At 75.0% G+C, this 24,590-nt stretch carries 21 protein-coding genes and 1 pseudogene; 7 read left to right on the plus strand and 15 right to left on the minus strand.

Annotated features, from left to right (window positions below; all coding sequences use genetic code 11):
* Window positions 1-340: 340 nt before the first annotated feature.
* The 5 genes from XF36_RS27930 to XF36_RS27950 all read right to left on the minus strand — a co-directional run bounded on the left by XF36_RS27930 (window position 341) and on the right by XF36_RS27950 (window position 6,465).
* Window positions 341-1,741, minus strand: a complete 1,401-nt coding sequence (locus XF36_RS27930) for a MadS family sensor histidine kinase (RefSeq protein ID WP_082375707.1) — start codon at window positions 1,739-1,741, stop codon at window positions 341-343.
* Between the two features lie 22 nt (window positions 1,742-1,763).
* A complete protein-coding gene (locus XF36_RS27935) occupies window positions 1,764-3,146 on the minus strand; it encodes an iron-containing alcohol dehydrogenase (protein WP_238589047.1) in 1,383 nt (460 codons plus the stop codon).
* A gap of 125 nt (window positions 3,147-3,271) precedes the next feature.
* A complete protein-coding gene (locus tag XF36_RS27940; protein WP_060714256.1) occupies window positions 3,272-4,387 on the minus strand; it encodes an XdhC family protein in 1,116 nt (371 codons plus the stop codon).
* Complete coding sequence (locus tag XF36_RS27945; protein ID WP_082375708.1) at window positions 4,380-5,561, minus strand: vWA domain-containing protein; 1,182 nt, start codon at window positions 5,559-5,561, stop codon at window positions 4,380-4,382. The genes XF36_RS27940 and XF36_RS27945 overlap by 8 nt, the downstream gene beginning before the upstream one ends.
* 10 nt (window positions 5,562-5,571) lie before the next feature.
* Window positions 5,572-6,465 carry an AAA family ATPase gene (locus XF36_RS27950; protein WP_060714257.1) on the minus strand — a complete coding sequence of 298 codons (894 nt, stop codon included), beginning with the start codon at window positions 6,463-6,465 and terminating at the stop codon, window positions 5,572-5,574.
* A 540-nt stretch (window positions 6,466-7,005) separates the two neighbouring features.
* On the opposite strand from XF36_RS27950, the pseudogene XF36_RS35040 reads away from it, so the two are divergent.
* A pseudogene (locus XF36_RS35040) lies at window positions 7,006-7,569 on the plus strand (transglycosylase family protein).
* A gap of 156 nt (window positions 7,570-7,725) precedes the next feature.
* Here the strand turns inward: XF36_RS35040 and XF36_RS27960 are convergent.
* From XF36_RS27960 to moaC, 3 genes are read right to left on the minus strand one after another with little or no spacing between them, the layout of a single operon-like run.
* Complete coding sequence (locus XF36_RS27960; protein WP_020623617.1) at window positions 7,726-8,175, minus strand: molybdenum cofactor biosynthesis protein MoaE; 450 nt, start codon at window positions 8,173-8,175, stop codon at window positions 7,726-7,728.
* Window positions 8,172-8,654 carry a MogA/MoaB family molybdenum cofactor biosynthesis protein gene (locus XF36_RS27965; RefSeq protein ID WP_060714258.1) on the minus strand — a complete coding sequence of 161 codons (483 nt, stop codon included), beginning with the start codon at window positions 8,652-8,654 and terminating at the stop codon, window positions 8,172-8,174. Before XF36_RS27965 ends, XF36_RS27960 begins: the two co-directional genes overlap by 4 nt.
* Window positions 8,651-9,094 (minus strand): cyclic pyranopterin monophosphate synthase MoaC, encoded by a 444-nt coding sequence (moaC, locus tag XF36_RS27970; RefSeq protein WP_051050143.1) that lies wholly within the window; start codon window positions 9,092-9,094, stop codon window positions 8,651-8,653. The genes XF36_RS27965 and moaC overlap by 4 nt, the downstream gene beginning before the upstream one ends.
* Before the next feature lie 520 nt (window positions 9,095-9,614).
* On the opposite strand from moaC, the gene XF36_RS27975 reads away from it, so the two are divergent.
* The gene (locus XF36_RS27975) at window positions 9,615-10,220 is read left to right on the plus strand and encodes a transglycosylase family protein (RefSeq protein ID WP_060714259.1); all 606 of its coding nucleotides are present in this window, start codon (window positions 9,615-9,617) and stop codon (window positions 10,218-10,220) included.
* Window positions 10,221-10,292: 72 nt separating this feature from the next.
* Here XF36_RS27975 and XF36_RS27980 read toward each other — a convergent pair whose 3' ends face one another.
* Window positions 10,293-10,895, minus strand: coding sequence for a nucleotidyltransferase family protein (locus tag XF36_RS27980; protein WP_020623621.1), 603 nt, complete (start codon window positions 10,893-10,895; stop codon window positions 10,293-10,295).
* Window positions 10,896-10,897: 2 nt separating this feature from the next.
* Entirely contained in the window at window positions 10,898-11,080 is a 183-nt protein-coding gene (locus XF36_RS27985; protein WP_060714260.1) for a hypothetical protein, read from the minus strand.
* A 126-nt stretch (window positions 11,081-11,206) separates the two neighbouring features.
* Between XF36_RS27985 and XF36_RS27990 the strand changes: the two genes are divergently transcribed.
* Entirely contained in the window at window positions 11,207-13,525 is a 2,319-nt protein-coding gene (locus tag XF36_RS27990) for a helicase-associated domain-containing protein (protein ID WP_060714261.1), read from the plus strand.
* Window positions 13,526-13,588: 63 nt separating this feature from the next.
* On the opposite strand, the gene XF36_RS27995 is transcribed toward XF36_RS27990, so the two are convergent.
* The 4 genes from XF36_RS27995 to XF36_RS28010 all read right to left on the minus strand — a co-directional run bounded on the left by XF36_RS27995 (window position 13,589) and on the right by XF36_RS28010 (window position 19,817).
* Entirely contained in the window at window positions 13,589-14,158 is a 570-nt protein-coding gene (locus XF36_RS27995) for a GTP-binding protein (RefSeq protein WP_082375709.1), read from the minus strand.
* A 28-nt stretch (window positions 14,159-14,186) separates the two neighbouring features.
* Window positions 14,187-14,888: a DUF742 domain-containing protein gene (locus XF36_RS28000; RefSeq protein WP_238589048.1), complete on the minus strand. Its 702-nt coding sequence runs from the start codon at window positions 14,886-14,888 to the stop codon at window positions 14,187-14,189.
* Window positions 14,889-14,964: 76 nt separating this feature from the next.
* The gene (locus tag XF36_RS28005; RefSeq protein ID WP_020623626.1) at window positions 14,965-15,393 is read right to left on the minus strand and encodes a roadblock/LC7 domain-containing protein; all 429 of its coding nucleotides are present in this window, start codon (window positions 15,391-15,393) and stop codon (window positions 14,965-14,967) included.
* Window positions 15,390-19,817 carry a nitrate- and nitrite sensing domain-containing protein gene (locus XF36_RS28010; protein WP_060714263.1) on the minus strand — a complete coding sequence of 1,476 codons (4,428 nt, stop codon included), beginning with the start codon at window positions 19,815-19,817 and terminating at the stop codon, window positions 15,390-15,392. The genes XF36_RS28005 and XF36_RS28010 overlap by 4 nt, the downstream gene beginning before the upstream one ends.
* 362 nt (window positions 19,818-20,179) lie before the next feature.
* Here XF36_RS28010 and XF36_RS28015 point away from each other — a divergent pair, with 362 nt between their 5' ends.
* From XF36_RS28015 to XF36_RS33535, 3 genes are all read left to right on the plus strand, one after another.
* The gene (locus tag XF36_RS28015) at window positions 20,180-21,841 is read left to right on the plus strand and encodes a DNA repair helicase XPB (RefSeq protein WP_060714264.1); all 1,662 of its coding nucleotides are present in this window, start codon (window positions 20,180-20,182) and stop codon (window positions 21,839-21,841) included.
* 83 nt (window positions 21,842-21,924) lie between these two features.
* Complete coding sequence (locus XF36_RS28020; protein WP_060714265.1) at window positions 21,925-22,143, plus strand: hypothetical protein; 219 nt, start codon at window positions 21,925-21,927, stop codon at window positions 22,141-22,143.
* 119 nt (window positions 22,144-22,262) lie between these two features.
* Entirely contained in the window at window positions 22,263-22,856 is a 594-nt protein-coding gene (locus XF36_RS33535) for a PspC domain-containing protein (protein ID WP_060714266.1), read from the plus strand.
* A 15-nt stretch (window positions 22,857-22,871) separates the two neighbouring features.
* On the opposite strand, the gene XF36_RS28030 is transcribed toward XF36_RS33535, so the two are convergent.
* The gene (locus tag XF36_RS28030) at window positions 22,872-23,522 is read right to left on the minus strand and encodes a TIGR03086 family metal-binding protein (RefSeq protein WP_238589049.1); all 651 of its coding nucleotides are present in this window, start codon (window positions 23,520-23,522) and stop codon (window positions 22,872-22,874) included.
* Window positions 23,523-23,585: 63 nt separating this feature from the next.
* Between XF36_RS28030 and XF36_RS28035 the strand changes: the two genes are divergently transcribed.
* Window positions 23,586-24,551 (plus strand): helix-turn-helix transcriptional regulator, encoded by a 966-nt coding sequence (locus XF36_RS28035; RefSeq protein ID WP_060714267.1) that lies wholly within the window; start codon window positions 23,586-23,588, stop codon window positions 24,549-24,551.
* The last annotated feature ends 39 nt before the right edge of the window (window positions 24,552-24,590 follow it).

Raw genomic sequence — 24,590 nt, forward strand, 5'->3', positions numbered from 1 at the left:
CCGGGGCCAGGGCCGGGGCGGGTCGCGGCGGTCCCGCCGGCCCCGTGTGCCCCACCGCCCGGCGGATTCCCAGCGCCCTGTCCGGATCCGCCCTGCCCGGAGACGCTCTGCCCAGGCACGACAGCGTTGCCGACGGAGCCACCCTGCCCGGGCACGACAGCGCTACCCGCGGAGCCGCCTTGCCCGGAGCGGCCGAGTCCGGAACCGCCTCGCCCGGAGCCAGGAGGAACACCGTCGTGGCCGGGGCCGCGACGGGTGCCGAGTCCCGCCCTGCCGTCGGCGGGCGCGGTCAGTGCCGATGCGGCCCCGGGACCTCCCGGGGCGGTCCGTGTGCCGCTGCTCATCCGAGCTCCTCCTGCCCCGGTGTCCCGATCGGGACGTCCACCTGCACCTGCAGCCCACCGATCCGCGAGCGGCGGAACCGCAGGGTCCCACCCATCTCGCGGGCGCGGGCGTCCATGTTCACGAGGCCGCGGTGCTCCCCGGAGGGTCCGCGGACCGACGCCGCACGCAGCGTGCGGCGGATCTGCTCGGGGGAGGCGCCGCCGTCGTCGGAGACCGACAGGCGGACGCGACCGCCGGCGTAGGCCAGCCGCACCACCGCCCGCGACGCCGAGGCGTGCATCGCCGTGTTGAACAGCGCCTCGCCGGCGATCCGGAACAGCGACTGCTCGTGCTCGTGCGGCAGCGGCACCGGGGCCCCGCCGATCGTCACCTCCACCCGCAGCTCGTCGGGCATGTGCACGGTGGACAGTTGACGCAGCATCGACGGCAGGTCCTTGTCGGCGTGGTCGTCGTCGTTGAGCGCGTAGATCGCCGACCGCAGCTGCTCGACGGCCCGCCGGGTCAGGTCCTTGGCGGTGTCGAGGTGCTGGAGCAGGTCCGGCTCGGTGATCTCCGACCGGCACAGCTCGATGTGCATCCCGGCCGACAGCGCGTACTGGGTGACGCTGTCGTGCAGCTCGCGGGCGATGCGGTGCCGCTCGTTGTCGAGGACCTCCCGCTGGCGTGCCGCGCCGAGCGCCTGCTGGGTGAGCATCAGCTCGTCGTTGCGGACACGCAGGTCCTCGGCCTGGGCCGCGGTGCGCGCGTGCAGTCGCTCGGCCCGCTCCAGCAGCGCGCAGTTCTGCAGCGCCGACGCCGTCTGACCGGCCAGGATGCGCAGCACCGAATGGTCGGTGTCGTCGATGTGGCGTTCCGGTGGTGTCCACGCGACGAACCCGCCCACGGTGCGGCCGTCGAGCCGGATCGGAACGTGCAGGTGCCGGGGGCGCTGGTCGTCGTGGTGCTGGTGGTGGTCGTCGTGGTCGTGGTGCCCGTCGCCGGCGTGCAGCCGTTCCACGTGCCGGCGCACGCGCTCGGGCACCGACCCCAGGTCGGCCCACTCGACGCCGTCCGGCCCGAGGACGACGTGCCGCGGCGCAGCGTCGGGCAGCTCGCCGTCGACGAGCCCGAGCACCACCCAGTCCGCGGACAGGTGGTCGGCCGCCGCGTCGGCGACCGCGCGGACCAGCGCCTCGGAGCCCTCCATCGTGCGGACCAGCGCGGCGGAGATCCGGTCCAGAGCGACGATGACCCGGCGCAGCCGTTCGGCGCCCTCGCGGTACTCCGAGTAGAACGACGGCTTGCCCGTCCTCAGGCCGGTGAGCTGGTCGAGGTCCGGCCGGGCCCGACCCGCGGCGGCCGGCGACGAGGACGGGGCGGGTGTGCGGCGGCGCGGGAAGCGGGCGGCGGCGGTCACCGCGTGGGCCTCCGCGACGGCGTCACAGCGCCTCCCGGAACAGGTCCTCGATCTGCTCCACGCTCGCCGTGCGCGGGTTGGTGGTCAGGCAGGCGTCGCCGAGGGTGAGCCGGGACAGTCGCGGGAGGTCGGTCTCGCGCACCCCGATGGCGGCGAGCCCGGTCGGGACGCCGACCTCGTCGGCCAGCTTGCGGACCTCGGTCGCGACCATGTCCACGGCCTCGTCGCCGGGCATCCCCGGCCGGGCGGGCAGCCCCATGGCCTGGGCGATCGGGACGAAGCGCGCCGCGTCGGCGTCGGAGGCCGAGCCGTTGAAACGGATCACGTGCGGCAGCAGCACGCCGTTGATCAGGCCGTGCGGCAGGTCGAGCATGCCGCCGACCTGATGGCTCATGGCGTGCGTGGCGCCGAGGATCGCGTTCGTGAACGCCAGGCCCGCCTCGAGCGCGGCCTGCGCCATCGCGGTGCGGGGGCCGTCGTCGTGGCGGCGGATCATCGTGGTCGGCAGGTTGGCGTGGACGAGTGCGACGGCGTGCAGCGCGTGGGTGTCGGTCAGCGGGCCGTGGGCCAGCGACACGAACGCCTCGATGCCGTGGGTCAGCGCGTCCAGGCCGGTCGCGGCGTTGAGCCAGTCCGGCATGGTGACGAGCAGCCGCGGGTCGATCACCGAGACGTCCGGGACCAGGGCCCGGCCCATGATCGTGATCTTGGTGAGGCGCTCGGTGTCGGTGATGATGCAGAACTGGGAGACGTCGGCGCCGGTGCCCGAGGTCGACGGCACCATCACCAGTGGCGGGATCGGGTTGGCGATGCGGTCGATGCCCTCGTAGTCGAGGATCGTGCCGCCGTTGGCCGCGAGCAGGGCGACGCCCTTCGCGGCGTCGATCACCGAGCCTCCGCCGATGCCGATCACCACGTCGCAGCCGGATCTCTCGTAGCGCTCGAACCCGGCCTGGATCTCGTGGTCCTTCGGGTTCGGGGTGATCTCGTTCCACAGCTGGGGCCGCAGACCGGCGGCGCGCAGGTGGCGCAGGAGCTCGGCGGGCCACCCGGCCTCGGTCACCCCCGGGTCGGTGACGACGAACGGGCGCCGCGCCCCGAGACGCAGCGCGGCGTGGGCGGTCTCGGGCAGCGAGTCGGGCCCGAACACGATCTCGGGCGCATGGAACTTCGACAGCCGCGGTCGGGGCTCCCGCGGGCACTGCGCCGCGCGGACCGTGTACCCCTCGTCGGCACCGGCGCCGCCGGTCCCGCCGTCGAGCACCAGCACCGTCTCCCGCGCCACGGCGCGGTCCGCCCCGTGCCCGGGGACGACGGTGCCTGCCTGACCGGTGAGGACCACGCTGCCCTCCTCCTGCTCCGTGATGGTCGACGGCCCGCCCCGGACGGCGGGCGGCTCGGTCACGAGCGTGTGTCCCACGGTACAGGGACCCCCCTCTTTCCCGGCCTCTCGATCGGCGGGCGGCGCGCGGAGCCGCAGGTCGGCGGCGAGCACGTCACGCCGCCGACCTGGCCGAAAGCGGGGGGATGTCAGGAGGCGTGGATGGGCCCCTCGCGCTCGGCCAGCCGGATGCCCTCGCCACCCCAGTGCTGGGCGATCATCTCGGCGGCGATCGACACCGCGGTCTCCTCCGGGGTGCGGGCGCCCAGATCCAGCCCTATCGGCGACGACATCTTCGCGATCTCGCCCTCGGTCACGCCCCGCTCGCGCAGGCGCTCGAGCCGGTCGTCGTGGGTGCGTCGCGAGCCCATCGCCCCGATGTAGCCGACCTCGGGCAGCCGCAGCGCCACCTCCAGCAGCGGTACGTCGAACTTCGGGTCGTGGGTGAGCACGCACAGTGCGGTGCGCTGGTCGATCCGGCCCGCGTCCGCCTCGGCCTGCAGGTAGCGGTGCGGCCACTCGACGACGACCTCGTTGGCCCCCGGGAAGCGGCTCGCGGTCGCGAACACCGGCCGGGCGTCGCAGACGGTCACCCGGAAGCCGAGGAAGCTGCCCATCCGGGCCACCGCGGCGGCGAAGTCGATCGCCCCGAACACGATCATGCGGGGCGGCGGCGCGAACGACTCGACGAAGATCTGCAGCCCCTCCCCGCGACGCTCGCCGTGGACGCCGTAGGTCAGTGTCGCGTTGCGGCCGGAGTCGAGCAGGCCGCGGACGTCGTCGCGCACGGCGTCGTCGATCCGGTCCGAGCCGGTGCCGCCCTCGGTCTTGTCCGGCCAGACGATCAGCCGCTTGCCGAGCAGCTCCGAGGGGCCCGCGACGACCGTCGCCACCGCGACCGGGTCCTCGTCGCGGATCGCCTCGGCGATGCGGCCGAGCTGCTCGTAGGTCTCCGGGGTCACCTTCTCCACGAAGATGTCGAGGATGCCGCCGCAGGTCAGGCCGACGGCGAACGCGTCGTCGTCGGAGACGCCGTAGCGCTGCAGCACCGGTCGCTCCTCGGACAGCACCTGCTGCCCGAGCTCGTAGACCGCGCCCTCGACGCAGCCGCCCGAGACCGAGCCGACGGCCTCGCCCGCCGGGCCGACGAGCATCGCGGCCCCCGGCTGGCGCGGCGCGGACCGGAAGGTCCCGACCACCGTCGCGAGCGCGGCCGGCTCACCCTTGCGCCACCAGCCTTCGAGCTGGTCGATCACGTCACGCATTGCGCACCACCTCGAGCAGTCTCTCCAGCGTGTCCAGGCTGTGCCCGGCCAGCAGGTCGTCCAAGTGCGGAAGTGCCGCGACTATGCCCCCCTGGACCGGGGCGTAGCCGTCCTTGCCCGCGTGCGGGTTGACCCAGATGAGCCGATGGGCCAGCCGGGACAGCTGCTCGGCCTGGGTGCCGAGCAGCTCGGTGCCGCCGCGCTCCCAGCCGTCGGAGAAGACGACGACGACCGCCCGGCGGGCAGCCCCGCGGCGTCCCCAGCGGTCGACGAAGGCTTGCAGCACCTCGCCCAGCCGGGTGCCGCCCGACCAGTCCGGGATGGCTCTCCCCGCGGCGCGCAGCGCGTGCTCGGGGTCGCACAACCGCAGCTCACGGGTGATCCGGGTGAGCCGGGTGCCCAGGGTGAACGCCTCGACCGAGCGCGGCGAACGACGGACGACGACGTGGGCGAAGCGCACGAGCGCGTCCGCGTAGGGCTCCATCGACCCGGACACGTCGATCAGCAGCACGACCTTGCGCGGCCGGCGCGAGGTGTCGCGCCGGGCGAGCCGGAAGATCTCGCCCTGGTTGCGCAGCGCCGCGCGCAACGTGCGCTGCGGGTCGGCCTCACCGTGCCGGTTCCGCCTGCGCCGCCGCGACGCCCGGGTCGGCGGCTCCGGTCTGAGCAGGGTCATCAGCCGGCGCAGGTGCTCGCGTTCGGCGGGGGAGAGCTCCCCGACGTCGCGGTTGCGCAGGATCTCCGCACCGGTCGCGGCGGCCTTGATCTGCGGGCCGTCGGCGTCGTCGGAGTCGTCCTCCCCGTCCTCGCGGCCCGGCAGCAGCGCGGCCAGCTTCGGCGGTGCGGGGGGGCGGTCGTCGCGGTTGCTCGACGGACGGTTGCCGGTCGGCTCGAACCAGGACGGGAACGCCAGGTCGTACCGGACGATGTCGTCGGGGTCGGCGCACAGCGTCAGCCGGCCGGCCCAGTACGCCTGGTCCCGGTCGGTCACGTCCACGGTGTCCAGCGCCTCCAGGTAGGCGGTCACCCGGTCCTGGGTGACCGGGACCCCGGCCGCGCGCAGGACCTCGGTGAACCCGACGAATCCGGTCAGCAGCTCGTCGGTGGTGCCGGTGGGCTCCGCCGCGGGCGGCCGGGGCGGGGCCGCCGGGGACGGGCTCGGGGGAACGGTCATCGCGGCCGGGTCAGGACGCCAGCAGGGTGTCGAGCTGCTTGTGGACCCGGTCGGCGTCCTCCCGGTACTTGAGGACGGCGCCCAGGGTGCGCGCCGCCGACTCCGGGTCCAGGTGCCGGGCACCGATCAGCTGCAGCGCCCGCGCCCAGTCCAGGGTCTCCGCGACGCCCGGCGGCTTGATCAGGTCGGTGTGGCGCAGCTTCTGCACGGCCCGCGCGACCGACGCGGCGAGCCGCTCGGGCACCTCGGGCAGCCTGCTGTGCAGGATCTCGATCTCGCGCTCGATGTTCGGGTGCTCCAGCCAGAGGTAGAGGCAGCGGCGCTTGAGCGCGTCGTGCACCTCCCGGGTCCGGTTCGAGGTGAGGACGACGACCGGCGGTGTCGCGGCGCGCACCTCCCCGAGCTCCGGGATGGTCACCGCGTGCTCGGTGAGTACCTCCAGCAGGAAGGCCTCGAACTCGTCGTCGGCGCGGTCGATCTCGTCGATGAGCAGCACCGACGGGCTGGTGCGCAGCGCCTGCAGGATCGGGCGGGCCAGCAGGAAGCGCTCGTCGTAGAGGCCTGCCTCGACCGTGTCGGGGTCGAACCCGTCGCGGCCGCTCGCGGCCTCCAGGGTGCGCAGGTGCAGCAGCTGACGGGGGAAGTCCCAGTCGTAGAGGGCCTGACCGGAGTCGATGCCGTCGTGGCACTGCAGACGGATGAGCGGTGCGCCCAGCGTGGCGGCCAGTGCCTGGGCCAGCGCGGTCTTACCGGTCCCCGGCTCGCCCTCGCAGAAGAGCGGACGGTTCATGCGGAGGGCGAGGAAGGCCGCCGTCGCGAGACCGTCGTCGGCGAGGTAGCCGGTCGCGCGCAACGCGTCGGCGAGCTCGGCCGGGCTCCCGGGGCCGGGTGCGGTGTCGTTCACCGAACCAGCATGCAGGACGAGCGGTGAACGAGGCCACAGCAGGAGGGGCCCTCCTCCCCGCGCGGGCGGGTCGAGCACCTCGCCCTGAGGACGAGCGAGCGGCCCGGAAGGTTCGAGTTGCTTCCGAATCAGAAATGTTCATGACCGCGTGATAGATCCGTGATGTGACGTCGTTGACCAGTACGTTTAGGGAGAATCTGATAATTACACGCTTGTTACAGTGATTCCGCTCACGGGGCCCTTCGTTGACGAATTCTTTCCGCCCATTCACCTTTCTGTCGGTCGGTCCACCGGATCGGCCACCTGAACGAGCAACACATCCGGACCCGCCGCGCCGAACCACCCCCGTCCCGCGGCTGTCCGGTCCGTCGAGGAACGGAACGGGACGGGGACGAGAGAGACCACCTCCGCGGACGTCATGGACGTCGCTCCCCGGTCCCGATCGACGCACCCGCGACGACACGGCGGGCACACCTGTGCCCAGGGGACCTCCTGTGCGGAGTGTGTGTGTCCTCGGGCCGGCGCGGTGGGAGCGAAACGATGACCAAGGGACCCAAGGGCCGAAGTCTCCTGCGCATGGCTGCGGCGGGTGTCGTCGCGGTCGGTGCGACGGCTGCGATCGCCGGCACCGCCAACGCTGCCCCGGACAGCGTCTGAGACCAGCTCGCCCAGTGCGAGAGCGGTGGCAACTGGTCGATCAACACGGGCAACGGGTACCACGGCGGGCTGCAGTTCTCCCCGTCCACCTGGGCCGCCTTCGGTGGTTCGGGTTCGGCGGCCAACGCCAGCCGCGCCGAGCAGATCGCGGTCGCCGAGCGGGTGCTGGCCGCTCAGGGCTGGGGCGCCTGGCCGTCCTGCTCGAAGAAGCTGGGTATCACCGGCTACTCGGCCGACACGAGCAAGCGCGTGAAGGCGTCGGCCCCCGCCGCGTCCGCGCCGAAGAAGGCCGCCGCCCCGGCCGCCGGCGGGTACACCGTCAAGGCGGGCGACACGCTGAGCCGGATCGCGGCCGCGCACGGCACCTCGGTGGCGAAGCTGGCCGCCGCGAACGGCATCGGCAATGCGAACGTGATCAGCGTCGGTCAGGTCCTGAACCTCGGCTGATCCCGCCGACCGTTCCCGGACCGCCATCCGGGACGGACGGCACGGGGCGCGCGGTGTCCCCAGCACCCGCCCCGGCGGACGACGGCCCGGGTCCCCTTCCCCTCGTGGGGAGGCGGACCCGGGCCGTTCCGTCGTTCCGGGGGCGCGCAGCCGGGCTCAGGTGGAGTTGACCCACTCGTCGGAACCGTCGGCGAACCGCTGGTGCTTCCAGACCGGCAGCAGGCGCTTCACCTCGTCGACGAGTTCGGCGCAGGCGGTGAACGCCTCCCGGCGGTGCTCGGCGGCGACGGCGCAGGCAAGGGCCACCTCGCCGATGTCGAGCGGGCCGACGCGGTGGCTCACCGCGAGCGCCCGGACGCCGGGGGAGTGCGCGGCCACCTGCTCGGCGACCTCGGCGACGATCCGGGCGGCCGTCGGGTGCGCGCTGTACTCCAGGCCGTGCACCGACTTCCCGCCGTCGTGGTCGCGGACGACACCGGCGAAGGTGACGACCGCGCCGGCGGCGGCGTGCTCGACCAGGCGGGCGTGCTCCTCGACGTCGAGCGGCTCCTCGCCGACGGCCGCACGCAGGACCGTCGCGGTCCGCGTGGTCGCGGGATCGGTCATCGGTGGTCTCCTCCGTGCAGCTGGTCGACCGCGTGGTCGAGGACCCCGGCGAGCACGCCGAGGCCGTCCTTCACCCCGCCCGGGGAGCCGGGCAGGTTGACGATCAGGGTGCGGCCCGCGACCCCGGCCAGGCCACGGGAGAGCACGGCGGTGGGGACCTTCTCCTCCCCGGCGCGGCGGATCGCGTCGGCCAGGCCCGGGATCTCGTGGTCGAGCACGGCCCGGGTGACCTCGGGGGTGCCGTCGGTGGGGGAGATGCCGGTGCCCCCGGTCGTGACGACGACCGCGACGCCGTCGGCGACGGCGGCCCGCAGCGCTTGCCCGACCGGCTCCCCGTCCGGTACGACGACCGGGTCCGGGGTGTCGTAGCCGCGCTCGCGCAGCCAGGCGACGATCGGCGGCCCGCCGCGGTCGGTGTAGACGCCCGCCGCGGCGCGGTTGGAGGCGGTGACCACCCGGGCGGTGCGTGCGGCGGTCATGCCCCGCGCTCCCACAGGCCGGTCTTGCCGCCCTCCTTGCGTTCGACGCGCACGGCGTCGAGCACGGCGCCCGGGTCCACGGCCTTGATCATGTCGTGCAGGGTGAGCCCGGCGACGGCGACCGCGGTCAGGGCCTCCATCTCCACCCCGGTGCGGTCGGTGGTGCGGACCTCGGCGCGGATGGCGACCCGGCCGGCGTCGCCGTCGGTGGCCGGCGCCAGGTCCAGTGTCACCCCGCTGATCGCGATGGGGTGGCAGAGCGGCACGAGGTCCGGGGTGCGCTTGGCGCCCATGATCCCGGCGATGCGGGCGGTGGCGAGTGCGTCGCCCTTGGGGAGGCCGTCGGTCTCCAGCAGGCGCACGACCTCGGCCGTGGTGTGCACCGTCCCGGTGGCGACGGCGGCGCGGCGGCCGGGCTGCTTGTCCGACACGTCGACCATCCGGGCCGCCCCGGCGTCGTCGACGTGGCTGAGCGCGGGGTCGGGCCGGCGGTGCTCGGTGGTCACGCCCCGACAGTACGGGGGTCTCGGCGGGGTGGCCCTCGCCACTCCGCGTGCCCGAGGAGGGGCCTCCGGATGAGCAACGGATGTGATCTGTAGCACGTTTGTGGAACTGATCGAACCGTTTGCGCGAACGTTTCCGGTTCGTGATCGGGGCTTGTCACCTGCGCAAACGCTGGACCTGGCCACCGGGTGTCCGGTACGTCCGACGCCACGCCGTGTCGCCGTCGACTTTCGCGTCGCTCTGACGTGACCTACCTTCGGTCCCGGCTCGGCCGACTCCCCCATGCGGTCGGGCTCCGGGGCCGCAACGCTCCCTGTCCGGTGGTCACCGGCCCCCCGAGGTATCGGTGTGGGACAGGGCCGATCGTCAGACGGATCGGTGGCCGCTCCCCCGGCTGCCGGTACGGGCACCCACTCCCCGGGTGCGGTTCGGGTGGCGTCACGCGGGAGACCTGCCATGCCTCGTTACCGTGGGAAACACCGTAAACCGAGCACCGCCGGCCGCACGATCGTCCGGACCGCCGTCGCCGGTGCCGTCCTCGGCGCCCCGATGCTGACCGTCGTGGGCACCGCGAACGCCGCCTCCGACTCCACCTGGGACTCGCTCGCGCACTGCGAGAGCACCGGGAAGTGGGCCGCGAACACCGGCAACGGCTACTACGGCGGCCTGCAGTTCAGCCCGAGCACCTGGAAGGCCTACGGCGGTGGTGAGTACGCCGCGTCGGCGCACCAGGCCACCCGGGCCGAGCAGATCGCCGTCGCCGAGAAGGTCCTGGCCGCCCAGGGCTGGAACGCCTGGCCGTCCTGCTCGTCCAAGACCGGCGCGTCCGGGTCCGCCACGCCGCGGACCCTGGAGACCGACGCCGGCACCCGGGCCCCGGAGCGGGTGAAGGCCAGCGCCCCCGCGACGTCGTCCGGCGGCACCTACACCGTGAAGTCCGGCGACACCCTGGGCAAGATCGCGGCCGCGCACGGCATCGCGAACTGGAAGAACCTGCTGTCCAAGAACCCGGGCCTCGGCGCCGGGCACCTGATCACCCCCGGCCAGGTCATCAACATCTGACCCCGGCACGACGATGCCCCGGCCCCTCGCGGAGGGACCGGGGCACGGGTGTGTCGGGGCCGGTGCGGCGGCTCAGGTCCCGGCGAGGCGGCGCAGCTGCCCCGGGGTGTCGACGTCGTCGGGGACGGCGACGTCGCCGCACTCGACCAGCTCCACGTCGGAGCGGCCGGCCAGGTAGTCGCGGGCGCCGGAGTCCCCGGAGGACAGTGCGACGACGCCCGACCAGTGGTCCCGGCCGATCAGGACGGGATGTCCGGGGACGCCGTCGAACGCGGCTCGCCGCAGCGACGACGGTCCCGCACCCTCGGCGACCCGGCGGATCGCCTCCGGCCCGATGCCCGGCAGGTCGACCAGGTGCACCAGCGCCGCGCCGGTGCCGGGCAGGTGGGTCAGCGATCCCAGCCCACGCCGCAGCGACGCGCCCATGCCCTCGTCCCAGTCCTCGGCGACCACGACACCGACGTCACTGCCGTCGGTGCCCAGGCCCGCACTGCGCAGCACGTCGGTGACGTCGTCGGCGCGGGCGCCGAGCACGACGGTGACCGGGCCGCACCCACCCGCCTGCAGCGCCTTGACCGCCCGCACCGCGAGCGGCTCACCGTGCAGCCGGACCAGCGCCTTCGGGGTGCCCATGCGGCGCCCGGCGCCGCCCGCGAGCAACAGACCGGCGACCACGGTCAGCGGTTGATCTCGGTGACCGGGTGCTCGTAGGGCACGCTGGCGACCGGGAACTCGATGTCACCGAACGGCGACATGTTTCCCTGGACGCTGCCCAGGAGCTCGGTGACCGGGTGGTCGCCGTCCTCGGAGTGCGGCCAGTCCGGGTGGATCCGGTCCTGCTTCGCGGGCTTGGCGGCCATCGCGTCCTCCAGCGTCGTCGTCCGGTCCCGAGCGGGACCGCGGCAGTGTCCTGTGTCCAGTATCGCGGACGCGGGCGCGGCTGTCCGCCCCGGTGCGCCCGCGATCGTCCGACTACCCTGGCGACGATGCAGACGTCCCTGGTCGAGTGGTTGCGCGGGCAGGACGACGGGTTCCTCGCCGCGCTGCTGCGCGCACGTCCGGACCTCGCCGTCCCACCCCCCGGCGACCTCACCGTGCTCGCGACCCGCGCCTCGATCCGGGCGTCGGTGCAGCGCGCCTGCGAGGACCTCGGCACCGTGGCGCTGACCGTTCTGGACGCCCTGGTGCTGGCGACGGCGTGGCGGACCCCGGTCGACGCGACGACCCCCGACGCCGGCCTGCGTGGCTGGCTCGGCCCCGACGTGGACGCGGCCACCGTCGCCGAGGGACTCACCGCGCTGCGTGACCGCGCGCTGGCCTGGGGCCCGGACGACGCGGTGTCGCTGGTCCCCGCGGCCGCCGACGTCGTCGGGCCGTGGCCCGCCGGGCTCGGCGCCCCCGCCACCGGTCCGGCCGCGAGCTCCGAGCTCGACACCCTGCTCGCCGGGGTGGGCGAGGACGAGCGCAAGGTCCTCGACGTCCTCGCCCAGGGCCCGCCGGTCGGCCGCTCCCGCAACGCGAACGGCTCCGCCGGACCGGTCGGGTCGCTCCTCGACAAGGGACTGCTCGTGCGCCGCGACGCCGACACCGTCGAGCTGCCCCGCCAGGTCGCGCTCGCCCTGCGCGGGGACCGCCCGATGGGGCCGCTGGACCTGTCCCGGCCGGACGTCCCGCTGCGCGCCAGGGAGACCTCGATGGTCGACGGCACCGGCGCCGGGGCCGCACTGGAGTTCCTGCGCCGCACCGACCTGCTCCTGGAGTGGCTGGCGCGGGAGTCGGTGCCGGTGCTGCGGTCGGGCGGGTTCGGCGTCCGCGAGCTCAAGCGGGCGGCGAAGGCGGCCGACACCGACGAGCCGACCGCGGCGCTGATCCTGGAGGTCCTGTACGCCGCGGACCTCGTCGGGGCGACCGAGTCGGTGACCCCGGAGTGGCTGCCGACCACCACCTGGGACGTCTGGGGCACCGGCCCGGAGGAGTCCCGCTGGGCGGTGCTGGCCCAGGCCTGGCTGGAGCTGTCGCGGCTGCCGGGGCTGGTGGGGCGCCGCGACGAGACCGGCAAGCCGATCACCGCCCTGTCCGACGGGCCGCGCCGTCCCCCCGCCGCGCGGGATCGCCGTCGCGTCCTGGACGCGCTCGCCGACCTCGCACCCGGCACCTCGGTCGGGTCACCGGAGGACCTGGCGCGCCTGCTGGCCTGGCACGCCCCGCGCCGCGGCGGCCGGCTGCGCGACGAGACGGTCGGCTGGACCGTCGCCGAGGCCACCGCGATCGGCGTGGTCGCCCTCGACGCGCTCACCACGGCCGGACGGGTGCTGCTCGACCCGGCCCTGCGCCCGGACCCGGCGCACCCCACCCGGCACCCCACCGAGCTGGCCGCCGCACTGCACGCGGCGCTGCCCGCCCCGGTGGAGGAGATCCTGCTGCAGGCCGACCTGACCGCCGTCGCACCCGGACGGCTCTCGGCGGACCTCGCGCACGAGCTCGCGATCCTGGCCGAGGTCGAGTCCGCGGGCGGGGCCACGGTGTACCGCTTCACCGAGCGCAGCCTGCGCCGGGCACTGGACACCGGCCGTACCGCCGACGACGTCCGCGCGATCCTCGAGGCCCGTTCCCGCACCCCGGTCCCGCAGACCCTGACCTATCTGGTGGACGACGTCGCCCGCCGGCACGGCAGGCTGCGCGGCGGGGCGGTCAGCTGCTTCCTGCGCTCGGACGACGAGGTGCTCCTGTCCGAGGTGCTCGCGCACTCCGCGGCCGAGGAGCTGGGGCTGCGCCGGATCGCCCCGACCGTCATGGTCAGCTCGCTGCCGCTGTCCGAGGTGCTCGACGGGATGCGGGCCGCCGGGTTCAGCCCGGCCGCCGAGGACGCGGGCGGTGCCGTCGTCGACCTCGGGCCGAAGGGGCGGCGCACCGAGCCGCGGCTGCGGCGCGGCACCCGCGACGCCGGTCGGGTCGTCGACCGGTCCCCGACGAACCGGGCCGAGGAGCTGGTCGAGCGACTGCGGGCGGGGGACCGCCTGGCCGGGGTGCGCGACAGCGTCGCCGGGCGGCGTGAACTCACCGGCGCGACCGGGAACCTGGCGTCGTTGCAGGAGGCCGTGCGCGAGGGCCGGACCGTGTGGATCGGCTACGTCGACGCCCACGGGGTCGCCGGGGACCGGGTGCTCGCGCCGGTCTCGGTCGGCGGCGGCTACGTCGAGGGCCGCGACGCGCTGGACGGCGAGCTGCGCCGGATCCAGCTGCACCGCATCACCTCGATCGCGCCGGTGGACGCCGGGTCGGAGCAGCCGGCCGGGCGGGACTGAGCCCGCGGACGCACGACTGCAGCGGCGCCGGCACTGCTCGTGCCGGCGCCGCCGGGCCCGGGGTCAGCGGGCGCCGGCCGCCATCCGCTGGTGCATCGCGTGCTGCACCAGCGCGATCAGGGTCTCCTTGGTCGACTGGCGGTGCCGGGCGTCGCAGACGACCATCGGGACGGCCGGGTCGATCGCCATCGCCTCGCGGACGTCGTCGAGGGTGTGCTGCAGCTGCCCGTCGAAGGCGTTGACGCCCACCACGTAGGGCAGCCCACGGTCCTCGAAGAAGTCGATCGCGGCGAACGAGTCGGCGAGGCGTCGGGTGTCGACGAGGACGACGGCACCGATCGCGCCGCGGACCAGGTCGTCCCACATGAACCAGAACCGTTGCTGGCCGGGCGTGCCGAACAGGTAGAGCACCAGGTCGGAGTCCAGCGAGACGCGGCCGAAGTCCATCGCGACCGTCGTGGACCGCTTGTTGGGGGTGGCGGAGAGGTCGTCGTGCGACGCACTCGCCTCGGTCATCACCGCCTCCGTGGTCAGCGGCATGATCTCCGAGACCGATCCGACGAAGGTGGTCTTCCCGACGCCGAACCCGCCGGCCACCACGATCTTGGCCGACATCGTCGCGGCACGGGCCATCCCGGCCGCGGGCTGGGGCGGCTGTGGCCTAGAGCCGACGGAGTCCACTCAACACCCTTTCCATCAGCGCGAGGTCCGGCGCGTTGCCGGGAGTGCTCGCGGTCTGGTGAACGGTCACCGTGCCGTTCGAGGCCATGTCCCCGAGCAGCACCCGGGCGACGCCCAGGGGGAGCGACAGCAACGCCGCGACCTCGGCCACCGAGCGGGTCTGCTCGAGCAGCAGGTCGGCGACGGAGCGGTGCTCCATCGGCAGCCGTTCCAGCTGGCTGCGGGCCCGGTTGCTGACCGAGACCAGGGTCTCGACGGCCAGCTCGTAGCCCGACTTGGTCCGTCCCCGCGTCCAGGCGTAGGGCCGGACGAAGGAGGCGCCACCCGCGGACGGGGGCACCGGCGGCGGCGCTGCCACTGGGTCGTGCGCGGGGCTCGGCCCCGAGTTCTGTGCCGGGTACGGCGTCGGCCGGTCCGGCCGGTCACCGGTGCGCCGTGCCTCCAGCTCGTCCGGGGTGGGCGGCAGCCCGTAGGCCGCCGACCCGCCGATCGGGCCGGTCACCTCGGCCGGTTCCGGCGGTGGGACCCGGGCCCCGGTGCCGGCGTCCTCCGGCTCGACGTCCTCCGGACGGTCGCGCCCCCATCGGCGCTTCCTCGGCTTGCGCTTGGAGTCCAGGCTGAACCCGTTCATGACGTCGGCGAACGTCGGCTCGGGGCCGTGTCCGCCCGGGTCCTGGGTCATCGGATCTCACCCGCTCTGGTCGATCCTGGGATGGGGTGCATGACGGTAACGCGTCCTGGGGTCCGGGGTCGTGGGCTCAGGGCCCGAACGAGCCCTGCAGCTCCGCGCGCAGCTCCGGGGTGAGCAGCTGGCCGACCCGGTCGACCAGCAACGTCATCTCGTAGCCGACGAGGCCGATGTCGCAGCTCGGCGAGGCCAGCACGGCCAGGCAGGAGCCGTCGCTGATCGACATCAGCAGCACGATCCCGCGGTCCATCTCGACGACGGTCTGCACGACGCCACCGGCGTCGAAGCAGCGCGCGGCGCCCTGGGTCAGGCTGACCAGACCGGATGCGACGGCGGCGAGCTGGTCGGCCCGGTCGCGCGGCAGCCGGTCGGACGCGGTCAGCAGCAGCCCGTCGGTCGACACCACGATGGCGTGCGCGACACCCGGGACGCGCTCCGCGAAGTTGGTGACCAGCCAGCCGAAACGGCTCTGGCTGGGCTGTGCCTGCGGTGCCCTCACTGGTTCTCCTCGGGGTCGGACGAGTTCGGTCGGTCCGCGGCGGGCTCGGGGGTGCCGGTCGCGGTGGTGTCCTGCGGGGCCCGGGGGCCCTGCCTGTCGTGCTGGTCCTGCGGGTCGTGCTGGTCCTGCGGATCGGAGTCGCCGTCGACCGTCTCGGTCGTGCCGGTGAGTGCGTTGCGACGGACACCGGAAGCGCTCTCCCGGCCCTGACGCACGCCCTGCTGGTAGCTGGCGAGACGGCCACGGACGCTCTCGGCGTCCCTCGGCTCCGCCGGAGCGGGGCTGAGCACGGTCGATCCTGCCGCACTGCCCGGGAGCAGTCGCGCCCGCGGGCGTCGCTTGGGCAGTCCTGCGGTCGTCAGCTCGTCACCGACGGTCTCCGACTCGTCGCCGTCGGTGGCCTCGCGGGCCTGCCGCCAGACGTCGTCGGCGGGGGAGGCGAAGGCCGCCGGGGGCGCCGGGGTGTCGGCCGCGGCGGGAGCCGGGGCACCGGCCGGGGCGCCACCGTTCGGGCCGGCGGCGTCCTGCCAGCGGACCGGCACCGACCGGTTCGAGCGGAACCAGGCCGAGGCGATGTCGTCGAAGATCGGGGTGGTCTGACCCATGTCGAACCCGGTCTGGGCCCGGGCCGACTCGACCGCCCCGGGGCGCCGGAGCTGACCCCGATCGCCCTCGACGGCCACCTTCGGCGCGAACAGCTCGTCCTGCGAGGAGCTGACGGAGGCCGCGGCGAGGCTCGCCGGACCGCCGGCCCGGCCACCCTCGCGCTTCGGCAGCGGTGCGGGCTCCTGCCGGCCCGCCGCCGGCTGGACCTGCTGACCCGGACGCGCCTGCGGCGCCTCCGGGAACTGCCGGCCGTCCGGGTGCTGCGCCTGCCGCTGGACCGGCTGAGCCTGCTGGGGTGCGGGCTGCTGCGGGCCGCGGGCCGGTGCCGGGGGCGGGCCCTGGCGGCCCGGACCGCGGGTGGGCAGCGCCGGCCCGGCGCCGCGGACCGGCATGACCGGGCGGCGCGACGGCGAGGGGCGGGACCCGTTGGTGCGGGCCGGGAGCGGTCCGCCCATCGGCGTGCGGCCGGACGTGCGGACCGTCGGGAATCCCGCGGTCTCGGGGTCGCTGCGCGTCGGGCCGGTGTCCCCGGTCCTGCCATCGCCGGCGCTGCCGTCCCCGGCCCCGGTGCTCCGGGCGGCGCCGTCCTCGGCTGCGGTGTCCGCGGGGCGGGCGCCGTCGGCACCGGTCCCGGGAGTGTCCGTCGAGCCGTCGGCACCGTCGGCACCGTCGGCGCCGGTGGCGTCGTCCTCGGCGAGGTCGGACCCGGTGTGGCCCGCCTCGACCTCGGCGACCCCGGAGGCGTCGGCGTGGTCGGTGTCGCCGGACGGGGCGCTCACCTCGGTGTCGGCCGTGCCTGCGGCGCCGGCCTTGTCGTGGGCGTCACCGTCGGTGCCGGGGGCGTCCGCGCGGTCGGCGGGGGCCGGGGGGAACGGCGCGATGCCGTTCGTGCGGGCCGCGACCGGGGTCTCCTGCGGGGTGGTCCCGTCGGTGGAGTCCTCGGCGGCGCCGTGGGTGTCACCACCGGCGTCCACACCGGTTGCGCCGTCGGTGTCCCGGTCGGCGGCCGTGCCGGTGGTCCGGTGGTCCGGGGTCCCGTCGGTGCCCGGGACGGCACGGACCTGACCGGCACTGTCCTGACCGGCCCCGTCCCGGTCGTCGGATCCGGCGTCGGTGCGCTCGTCGGCGGCCGGGGCCTGCCGGTGGTCCTCGGGACCGTCGCCGATCGCCCGGTCCAGGACGACGGTGTCGTCCATGTCGCGGTCACCGCGGGCCCGGGCCGCAGCGGCCGCCGCAGCGGCACCCGCCAGCCCGAGTGCGGCCGCCGCCGACGGACCAGCGGCGCGGCCGGAGCGGTCCGCCTCGGTGCCGGCGCGGTCGGTGCGGTCGGTGCCGTCGGCCGGGGCCTCGGTCGACTCGATGCCCTCGGTGCCGTCCTCGGTGTCGGCGAGGGCATCGGCGCCGGGGCCGGCGTCGCCGGACGGGGTGAAGACGTCGGCCGGGGTACGCGCGTCGCGCGCCCCGTCCTGCGACGGCGCGAAGGCCGACAGACCCTGCGGGGCGGACCCGTTCAGGGTCGGGGCCGGTCCGTCGGCGGTCTGCCCACCGGCCTCGCCGGGGGCCGCGTTCTTCGTCAGCGACGACCCCGGACGGCGCGTCGGCAGGCTCGAGCCCGAGCCGTTGCGCGGCGTCGTGGACGAGGACGTACCGGCCTCGAAGGTCGGGGTCATCGGGCCGTCGGAGCCCGCGACCATCGACGGCAGCGAACCACCGCGCCCGTTCCCGTTCAGCGCGGTCGGGGCGGCCGACGGGAGCCCGTCGGGTGCTCCGCCACCGGTCAGCGCCGGGGCGGGCACCTGCGGGGCGTGCTGGTCGCCACCCTGGGGCGGCACGCCGCCCCAGCCGTCCGGATCGCCGTCGCGGCGCTGCTCGGGCAGCTGCGCCGAGGGCACCAGCTGCGGCGGCACGGTCACCGAGGCGCTCAGCCCACCGGAGCCGCCGCCGACGGCGGCCGAGGCGAGCCGGACGCCGACGCGGTGCCGGGCGGCCAGCCGGCCGACCACGAACAGGCCCATCCGCCGGGAGGCCGACACGTCGACCTCGACCGGGCCGGACAGACGCTGGTTGGCGTCGACCAGCTCGGAGCCGGTCATGCCGACGCCGCGGTCGGAGATCTCGATCAGCAGCGACTCGTCGGCGGTGCGGGTCGTCGTCATGACGACCTGCGAGTCCGGCGGCGAGAAGTTCGTCGCGTTGTCCAGCAGCTCGGCCAGCAGGTGCACGAGGTCGTTCGCGGCACGACCGGCGATCGTCGCGTTCGGCGGGGTCTGCACGACGACCCGCTGGTACTGCTCGACCTCCGACACCGCCGCCCGCAGGACGTCGACGACCTGCACCGGCGCCACGTTCCGCTTCGCCAGGTCGGTGCCCGCGAGGACCAGCAGGTTCTCGCTGTTGCGGCGCATACGGGTCGCGAGGTGGTCCAGCTGGAACAGGTTCGACAGCTGGTCCGGGTCCTGCTCGTTGCTCTCCAGCTGCTCGATCAGCTGCAGCTGGCGCTCGACCAGCGCCTGCGAGCGGCGGGAGAGGTTGACGAACATCGAGTTGACGTTCTGCTGCAGCGCGGCCTGGTCGGCGGCGAGGCGGATGGCCTGACCGTGCACGGCGTCGAAGGCCCGCGCCACCTGACCGATCTCGTCGCGGCTGTCCAGCGGCACCGGCTCGACGAGCGCGTTCGGTGCCTGACCGGAGCGCATGCCCTGCACCGCCGCGGGCAGCTTCTGCTCCGCGACCTCGAGCGCCGAGCTGCGCAGCAGGCGCAGCGAACGGACCATCTGCCGGCCCAGCAGCAGGATGATGCCCGCGGTCAGCAGGATCATGAGCATCAGCAGCACGGAGTTGAGGCCCGCGGTGTTGCCCGCCTGCTCGGCGGCCCTGGCCCGGCCGTCGACGAACGCCTGCTGGGCGGCCGCCGTGGACTGGTCGACCGCGGCGACCGACCGGTCGACGGCGGTGTTCCACGCACTCGGGTCCACCGGCGGTGCGACGCCCGGCGGGACCGACAGTGCCTGGTCGCGCAGGGCGTTGCGCTCGGCGTTCGCCTGGCCCGCGGCGAAGTTCCCGAAGGACTGGGCCTGCTCCGGCGTCAGCGACGACTGGAAGTCACCGGCCGCGGCCTGGAACGAGGCCTCGGCGCCCGTGGCCTGTGCGCGCTGCTGCTCTTCCAGCGTCCCCGCGGCGAGCGCGCCACCGATCACGGTGCGCTCGAGCTGCAGGGCCTCGCGGGCGCTCGCCCCGGCGGCGATCGCCGTGGTCAGACCCGCGGTGTCGGCGGTCTGCAGCCGTCCCACCAGGGCCCGGTCGAGTCCCAGCGTGCGCTGGACGACCGCGGTGTAGCGGCCGGTGAGGTCGGCGGCCGGGGTCGGGCCCTCGGCGACCTGCGACCGGATGACCGGCAGCTGGCCCAGCGTGGTGTCCGCCTGCCGGCGGGCCGTGGCCAGGTCGGGGGCCTGCTGCTCGGCGGTGTCGAGCCCCGCCGTCGTGGCCTGCAGCGCCTGGTCGGTCGTGGCCTGCGCCCGTTCGACGACGGCCCGGTCCCCGAGCCGGTTGCCCGCCACGAAGCGGACCGCGGCGTCGCGCTCGTTCTGCAGCGCGCCGGTCAGCGTCTCGATCTGGCGGTGCACGTCGACCAGTCCGCTGCCGCGGCTGAGCTCCTCGGCCACGTTGGCCTGGTCGACGACGCGGATCGCGCCGATGGACAGGGCGAGGACCGTGGGGACCAGGCCGACGACCGCCAGCTTGGCGACCAGGCTCCAGTTCCGCGGGTCGAGTCGCTCCGACCACGTGCTCGGGCGTTCCGTGCTGGTCACGGTGGTCACGGCGAGATCTCCCTGTCGGTCTCCGGTCCGGGGACGGGCGGCGCGGCGGGCACGAGGTCGGGGAGCATCAGCTGGTCCGGTGCGCCTTTCGGGGTCACGACGGGACCGCTCGACCGCATCGCGACCGACACCGGGCGGCGGTTGCCGCGTCCCGGGGGAGTCGGACGGATAGGATCGTGTCGGGTCCCGTCTGTGCGTGACGGACGGCTGCCGAGTCTAGCCCCCGGAACCCTCGTCTCCCGAGTGGCGTATGGCCGGTTGCTCCGTCGTCACGTGACGTGACACACGCCGACCGTTCGTCTCCGCTCGGCGTCCGGCGGACCCGCCCCGCCCCGTTCTCCGGCCTCGAGAGGATTCGTTCCGTGACCGACGGCCCCCTGATCGTGCAGTCCGACAAGACGCTGTTGCTCGAGGTCGACCACCCCGACTCCGCGGCGGCCCGTGCGGCCATCGCACCCTTCGCCGAGCTGGAGCGGGCACCCGAGCACGTCCACACCTACCGCGTGACCCCGTTGGCCCTGTGGAACGCGCGTGCCGCCGGGCACGACGCCGAGCAGGTCGTCGACGCGCTGGTCCGCTGGGCCCGCTACCCGGTCCCCCAGCCGCTGCTGGTCGACGTCGTCGACACGATGGGGCGCTACGGGCGGCTGCAGCTGTCCAACCACCCCGCGCACGGCCTCGTCCTCACCGCGCTGGACCGCGCCGTGCTGGAGGAGATCCTCCGGCAGAAGAAGATCAGCCCGATGCTGGGCGCCCGGGTGGACGACGACACCGTCGTGGTCCACCCGTCCGAGCGGGGGCACCTGAAGCAGGCGCTGCTCAAGGTCGGCTGGCCCGCCGAGGACCTCGCGGGCTACGTCGACGGCGAGGCCCACCCGATCGCCCTGGAGCAGGACGGCTGGACGCTGCGCGACTACCAGCGCCACGCCGTCGACGGGTTCTGGGAGGGCGGCTCGGGCGTGGTCGTGCTGCCCTGCGGCGCGGGCAAGACCCTGGTCGGTGCGGCCGCGATGGCCAAGGCCGGCGCGACCACCCTGATCCTGGTCACCAACACCGTGTCCGGGCGGCAGTGGAAGCGCGAGCTCGTCGCGCGGACGTCGCTCACCGAGGAGGAGATCGGCGAGTACTCGGGCGAGAAGAAGGAGATCCGCCCGGTCACCATCGCCACCTACCAGGTCGTCACCCGCAAGACCAAGGGCGAGTACAAGCACCTGGAGCTGTTCGACTCCCGCGACTGGGGCCTGGTCGTCTACGACGAGGTGCACCTCCTGCCGGCCCCGGTCTTCCGGATGACGGCGGACCTGCAGTCCCGTCGCAGGCTCGGCCTCACCGCGACCCTGGTCCGCGAGGACGGCCGTGAGGGCGACGTGTTCTCCCTGATCGGCCCGAAGCGCTACGACGCCCCGTGGCGCGACATCGAGGCCCAGGGCTGGATCGCCCCCGCCGAGTGCATCGAGGTGCGGGTCACGCTGACCGACGCCGAGCGCATGTCGTACGCGACGGCCGACGCCGAGGAGCGCTACCGGACGGCGTCGACGGCGGACACCAAGCTCAACGTCGTGCAGGCGATCCTGGACCGGCACAAGGGCGAGCAGACGCTGGTCATCGGGGCCTACCTGGAGCAGCTCGACGCGCTGGGGGAGAAGCTCGGCGCCCCGGTCATCCAGGGCTCCACCCGCAACAGGGAGCGGGAGAAGCTGTTCGACGCCTTCCGCCGCGGCGAGATCATGACCCTGGTCGTCTCCAAGGTCGCGAACTTCTCCATCGACCTGCCGGAGGCGACGATCGCGGTGCAGGTCAGCGGCACCTTCGGATCCCGGCAGGAGGAGGCCCAGCGGCTCGGCCGGCTGCTGCGCCCGAAGAACGACGGTCGCCAGGCGCACTTCTACTCGGTGGTGTCCCGCGACACCGTGGACACCGACTACGCCGCGCACCGGCAGCGGTTCCTCGCCGAGCAGGGCTACGCCTACCGGATCGTCGACGCCGACGACCTCCTCGGGCCCGCCCTGCCCGACGCCGGCTGAGCACGCTCACCCGGACGCGCGACCTCCGCGTGTCGCTGACCGGGGGCACACTGAGTCGAGTCCACGACGCCGGAGGAGGGCGCATGCCGACCGCCCTCTGGGTCCTCGTCGGGGTCGCGGCGTGGCTGGTCGTGTCGGTCGTCGTCGCGCTGGTGCTCGGGCGCGTGCTGCGCATGCGGGACCGGCAGGTGCCCGACCCGCCGCCCCGGCCGGGTCCGCCGTCCGCGGTGCCGCCGGTGCGGCGCCGTCCGGTCGAACCGCCGCCCTGCGGCCGTCCGCAGGGGCCCCGCCCGCCCGGCTGAGCGCCGCCGTGACCCCGGGCCGGGCGGTGCCGGGCCCTGAGACGGGGCGGTGCCGGTTCCGGGTCGGTCTCCGGGCTCGTCCCGAGTCCCGGCGGGCGCCGGGGCGACAACGTGGAGCCATGGAGAACAACACGAGCACGACCGGTACCGCGTCGACCGGGACCGACACCTCCGAGAGCACCGAGCGCAGCACCGGGATCATCGAGAACGGTGCCGAGAGCAGCACCGAGAGCACGGGGATCACCGGGGTCGACGAGCAGCCGACCGCCCGGATCGCCGCGGATCCCGACGCCGGAGGTACCGGACGCACCGAGGCCGTTCCGGTCACCGACCGGGTGCCGGTGGTGGAGGAGAGCGTGACCCCTGCCGCCACTCCCGCCGTCTCCGGCCCCGACGCGGTCGGACCCGGCCCGTTCGGGGACCTCGGGGCCGGTGCTCCCGGGCCGTCCGCGCACGCCGGCACGCCTGCCGGAGGCCCCTCCGGCGCCTGGCCCCGGCCCGCGACGCCCGGGATCGGCGACCGCGTCGCCGCGTTCCGGCTCCGGCGCAGCAGCACCGACCGGATGCTCGGCGGTGTCTGCGGTGGTCTCGCCGCCGACCTGGGTGTGGACCCCGCGCTGCTGCGCATCGCGGTCCTCGTCCTCACCCTGTTCACCGGCGGCGCGGCGGCGCTGGTGTACCTCGCCGTCTGGCTGATCGCGCCCGCCGCCTGAGCCCGTGCCGGGAGCTCAGTCCCTCCGCCGGCCCGCCCGGCCCGTCGTCACCCGGCCGTCGACACCCAGCCCGTCGACACCCGGCCCGACCAGTTGGCCAGCCGCTCGGTCGGTCCCGCCTCCCGGGCGGTGCTCCACGACCGGCCCGAACGGCACCGGACCGCCACGCGGCTCGGCGGGCAGGAACACGCGGGCGGTGGCGAGCGCCGTCGTCGCCAGGTCCGGGTCGGCCTCCGGGGCCTGCCCGGTCGCGACCGCCAGGTCCCAGCCGTGCACGAGCGTCTCGTTCAGGAACACGGTCAGCGCGGTCCGCGCCGCGACCTCGCCGAACGGCAGCCGCGCGACCCGATCGAGCAGCGCCTCGCCCTCGGGCGCGGCCCAGGCGGCCTTCAGTGCCGCCGCCTCGGCGACGTAGGCGGTCGCCGGGTCGTCGAGCACGTCCTCGCTGACCACCGGATGGGCCAGCGGGTCGGTCCCGGCGGCGATCGACGCCGGTCGGCGCAGCGTCGTGACCAGGTGTGCGAGCAGGGTGCGGACGTCGAAGCCGTCGCAGGGGGTGGGGTCGGCCATCCGGTCCGCGGGGACGGCCCTGGCGAGGTCGGCGACCCAGTCGAGGGCGGCCAGGTAGGCGGGACGGGGGTCGGTGGTGAGCGTCGGGTTCGTCATGGGCGTCAGCGTGCCCGCGATACCTGACATCTCCTGTCATGATTCCGTGGCACCCTCCGGGACGTGCGCGCCGACCGGCTCCTGTCCCTCGTGCTCCTGCTGCGCCACCGCGGCCGGGCGACCGCCGCCGTGCTCGCCCGCGAGCTGGAGGTCTCCGAGCGCACCGTGCTGCGCGACGTCGAGGCCCTGTCCGCCGCGGGCATCCCCGTCTACGCCGAACGCGGCATGCACGGCGGCTTCGCGCTGCTGCCGGGCTTCACCACCGACCTCACTGGCCTGACCCCGGCGGAGGCGGTCGCGCTGCTCGGCTCCGGCGCGACGTCGACGCCCGGCGCGCTCGGGTTGGGCACGGAGTTCGCCTCGGCCATGCGCAAGATCGTCGCCGCCCTGCCGGACGCGGCCCGGGAGCAGGCCATCGACGCCGCCGGACGGGTGCTCGTCCGGCGCGGTGGCTGGCTGCGCGACACCGACGACGGCGCGACCACCGACGTGCTCACCGCGGTCCGGCGCGCGGTGTTCGGCGGGGTCCGGCTCCGCATCCGCTACCGGGCCGGGACCCGGCCGGGGACGGAGCCCGGGCCCGCCGCCGAGCGGGTCGTCGACCCGGTCGGGCTCGTCCAGGCGGCGGGACGCTGGTACCTGCTGGCGCTGCGCGACGGGGAGGACCGCACCTACCGGGTGTCGCGGATCGAGGAGGCCGAGCCGCTGGCGGAGGCCGCACACCGGTCCGAGGGCGTCGACCTTGAGGAGCTGTGGCTGCGCCGTCGCGAGGACTTCCGGGCGCGGCGGCCCGGGCTCCGGGTCCGGCTCGCGCTGTCCGCCGACCGCCGGGAGGCGCTGTCCGCCGTCACCGTCGAGGAAGAGCGGACCCGGGACGCGACGACCGAGGTGGTCGCCGCGTTCGGGGACCTCGCCCACGCCGGACGGGCGCTGTGGCCGCTCCTGCCGGACGTGCGGGTGCTGGACCCGCCGGAGCTGGTGACGGCGTTGCGGGAGCGGGCCCGCGCGGCCGTCGCCGCCCTGGGGTGACCGCGACCCCCGACGGCGCCCCCCGGACGCGCCGCGGGG

The sequence above is a fragment of the Pseudonocardia sp. HH130629-09 genome, from assembly GCF_001294645.1.
Classification (GTDB): Bacteria; Actinomycetota; Actinomycetes; order Mycobacteriales; family Pseudonocardiaceae; genus Pseudonocardia.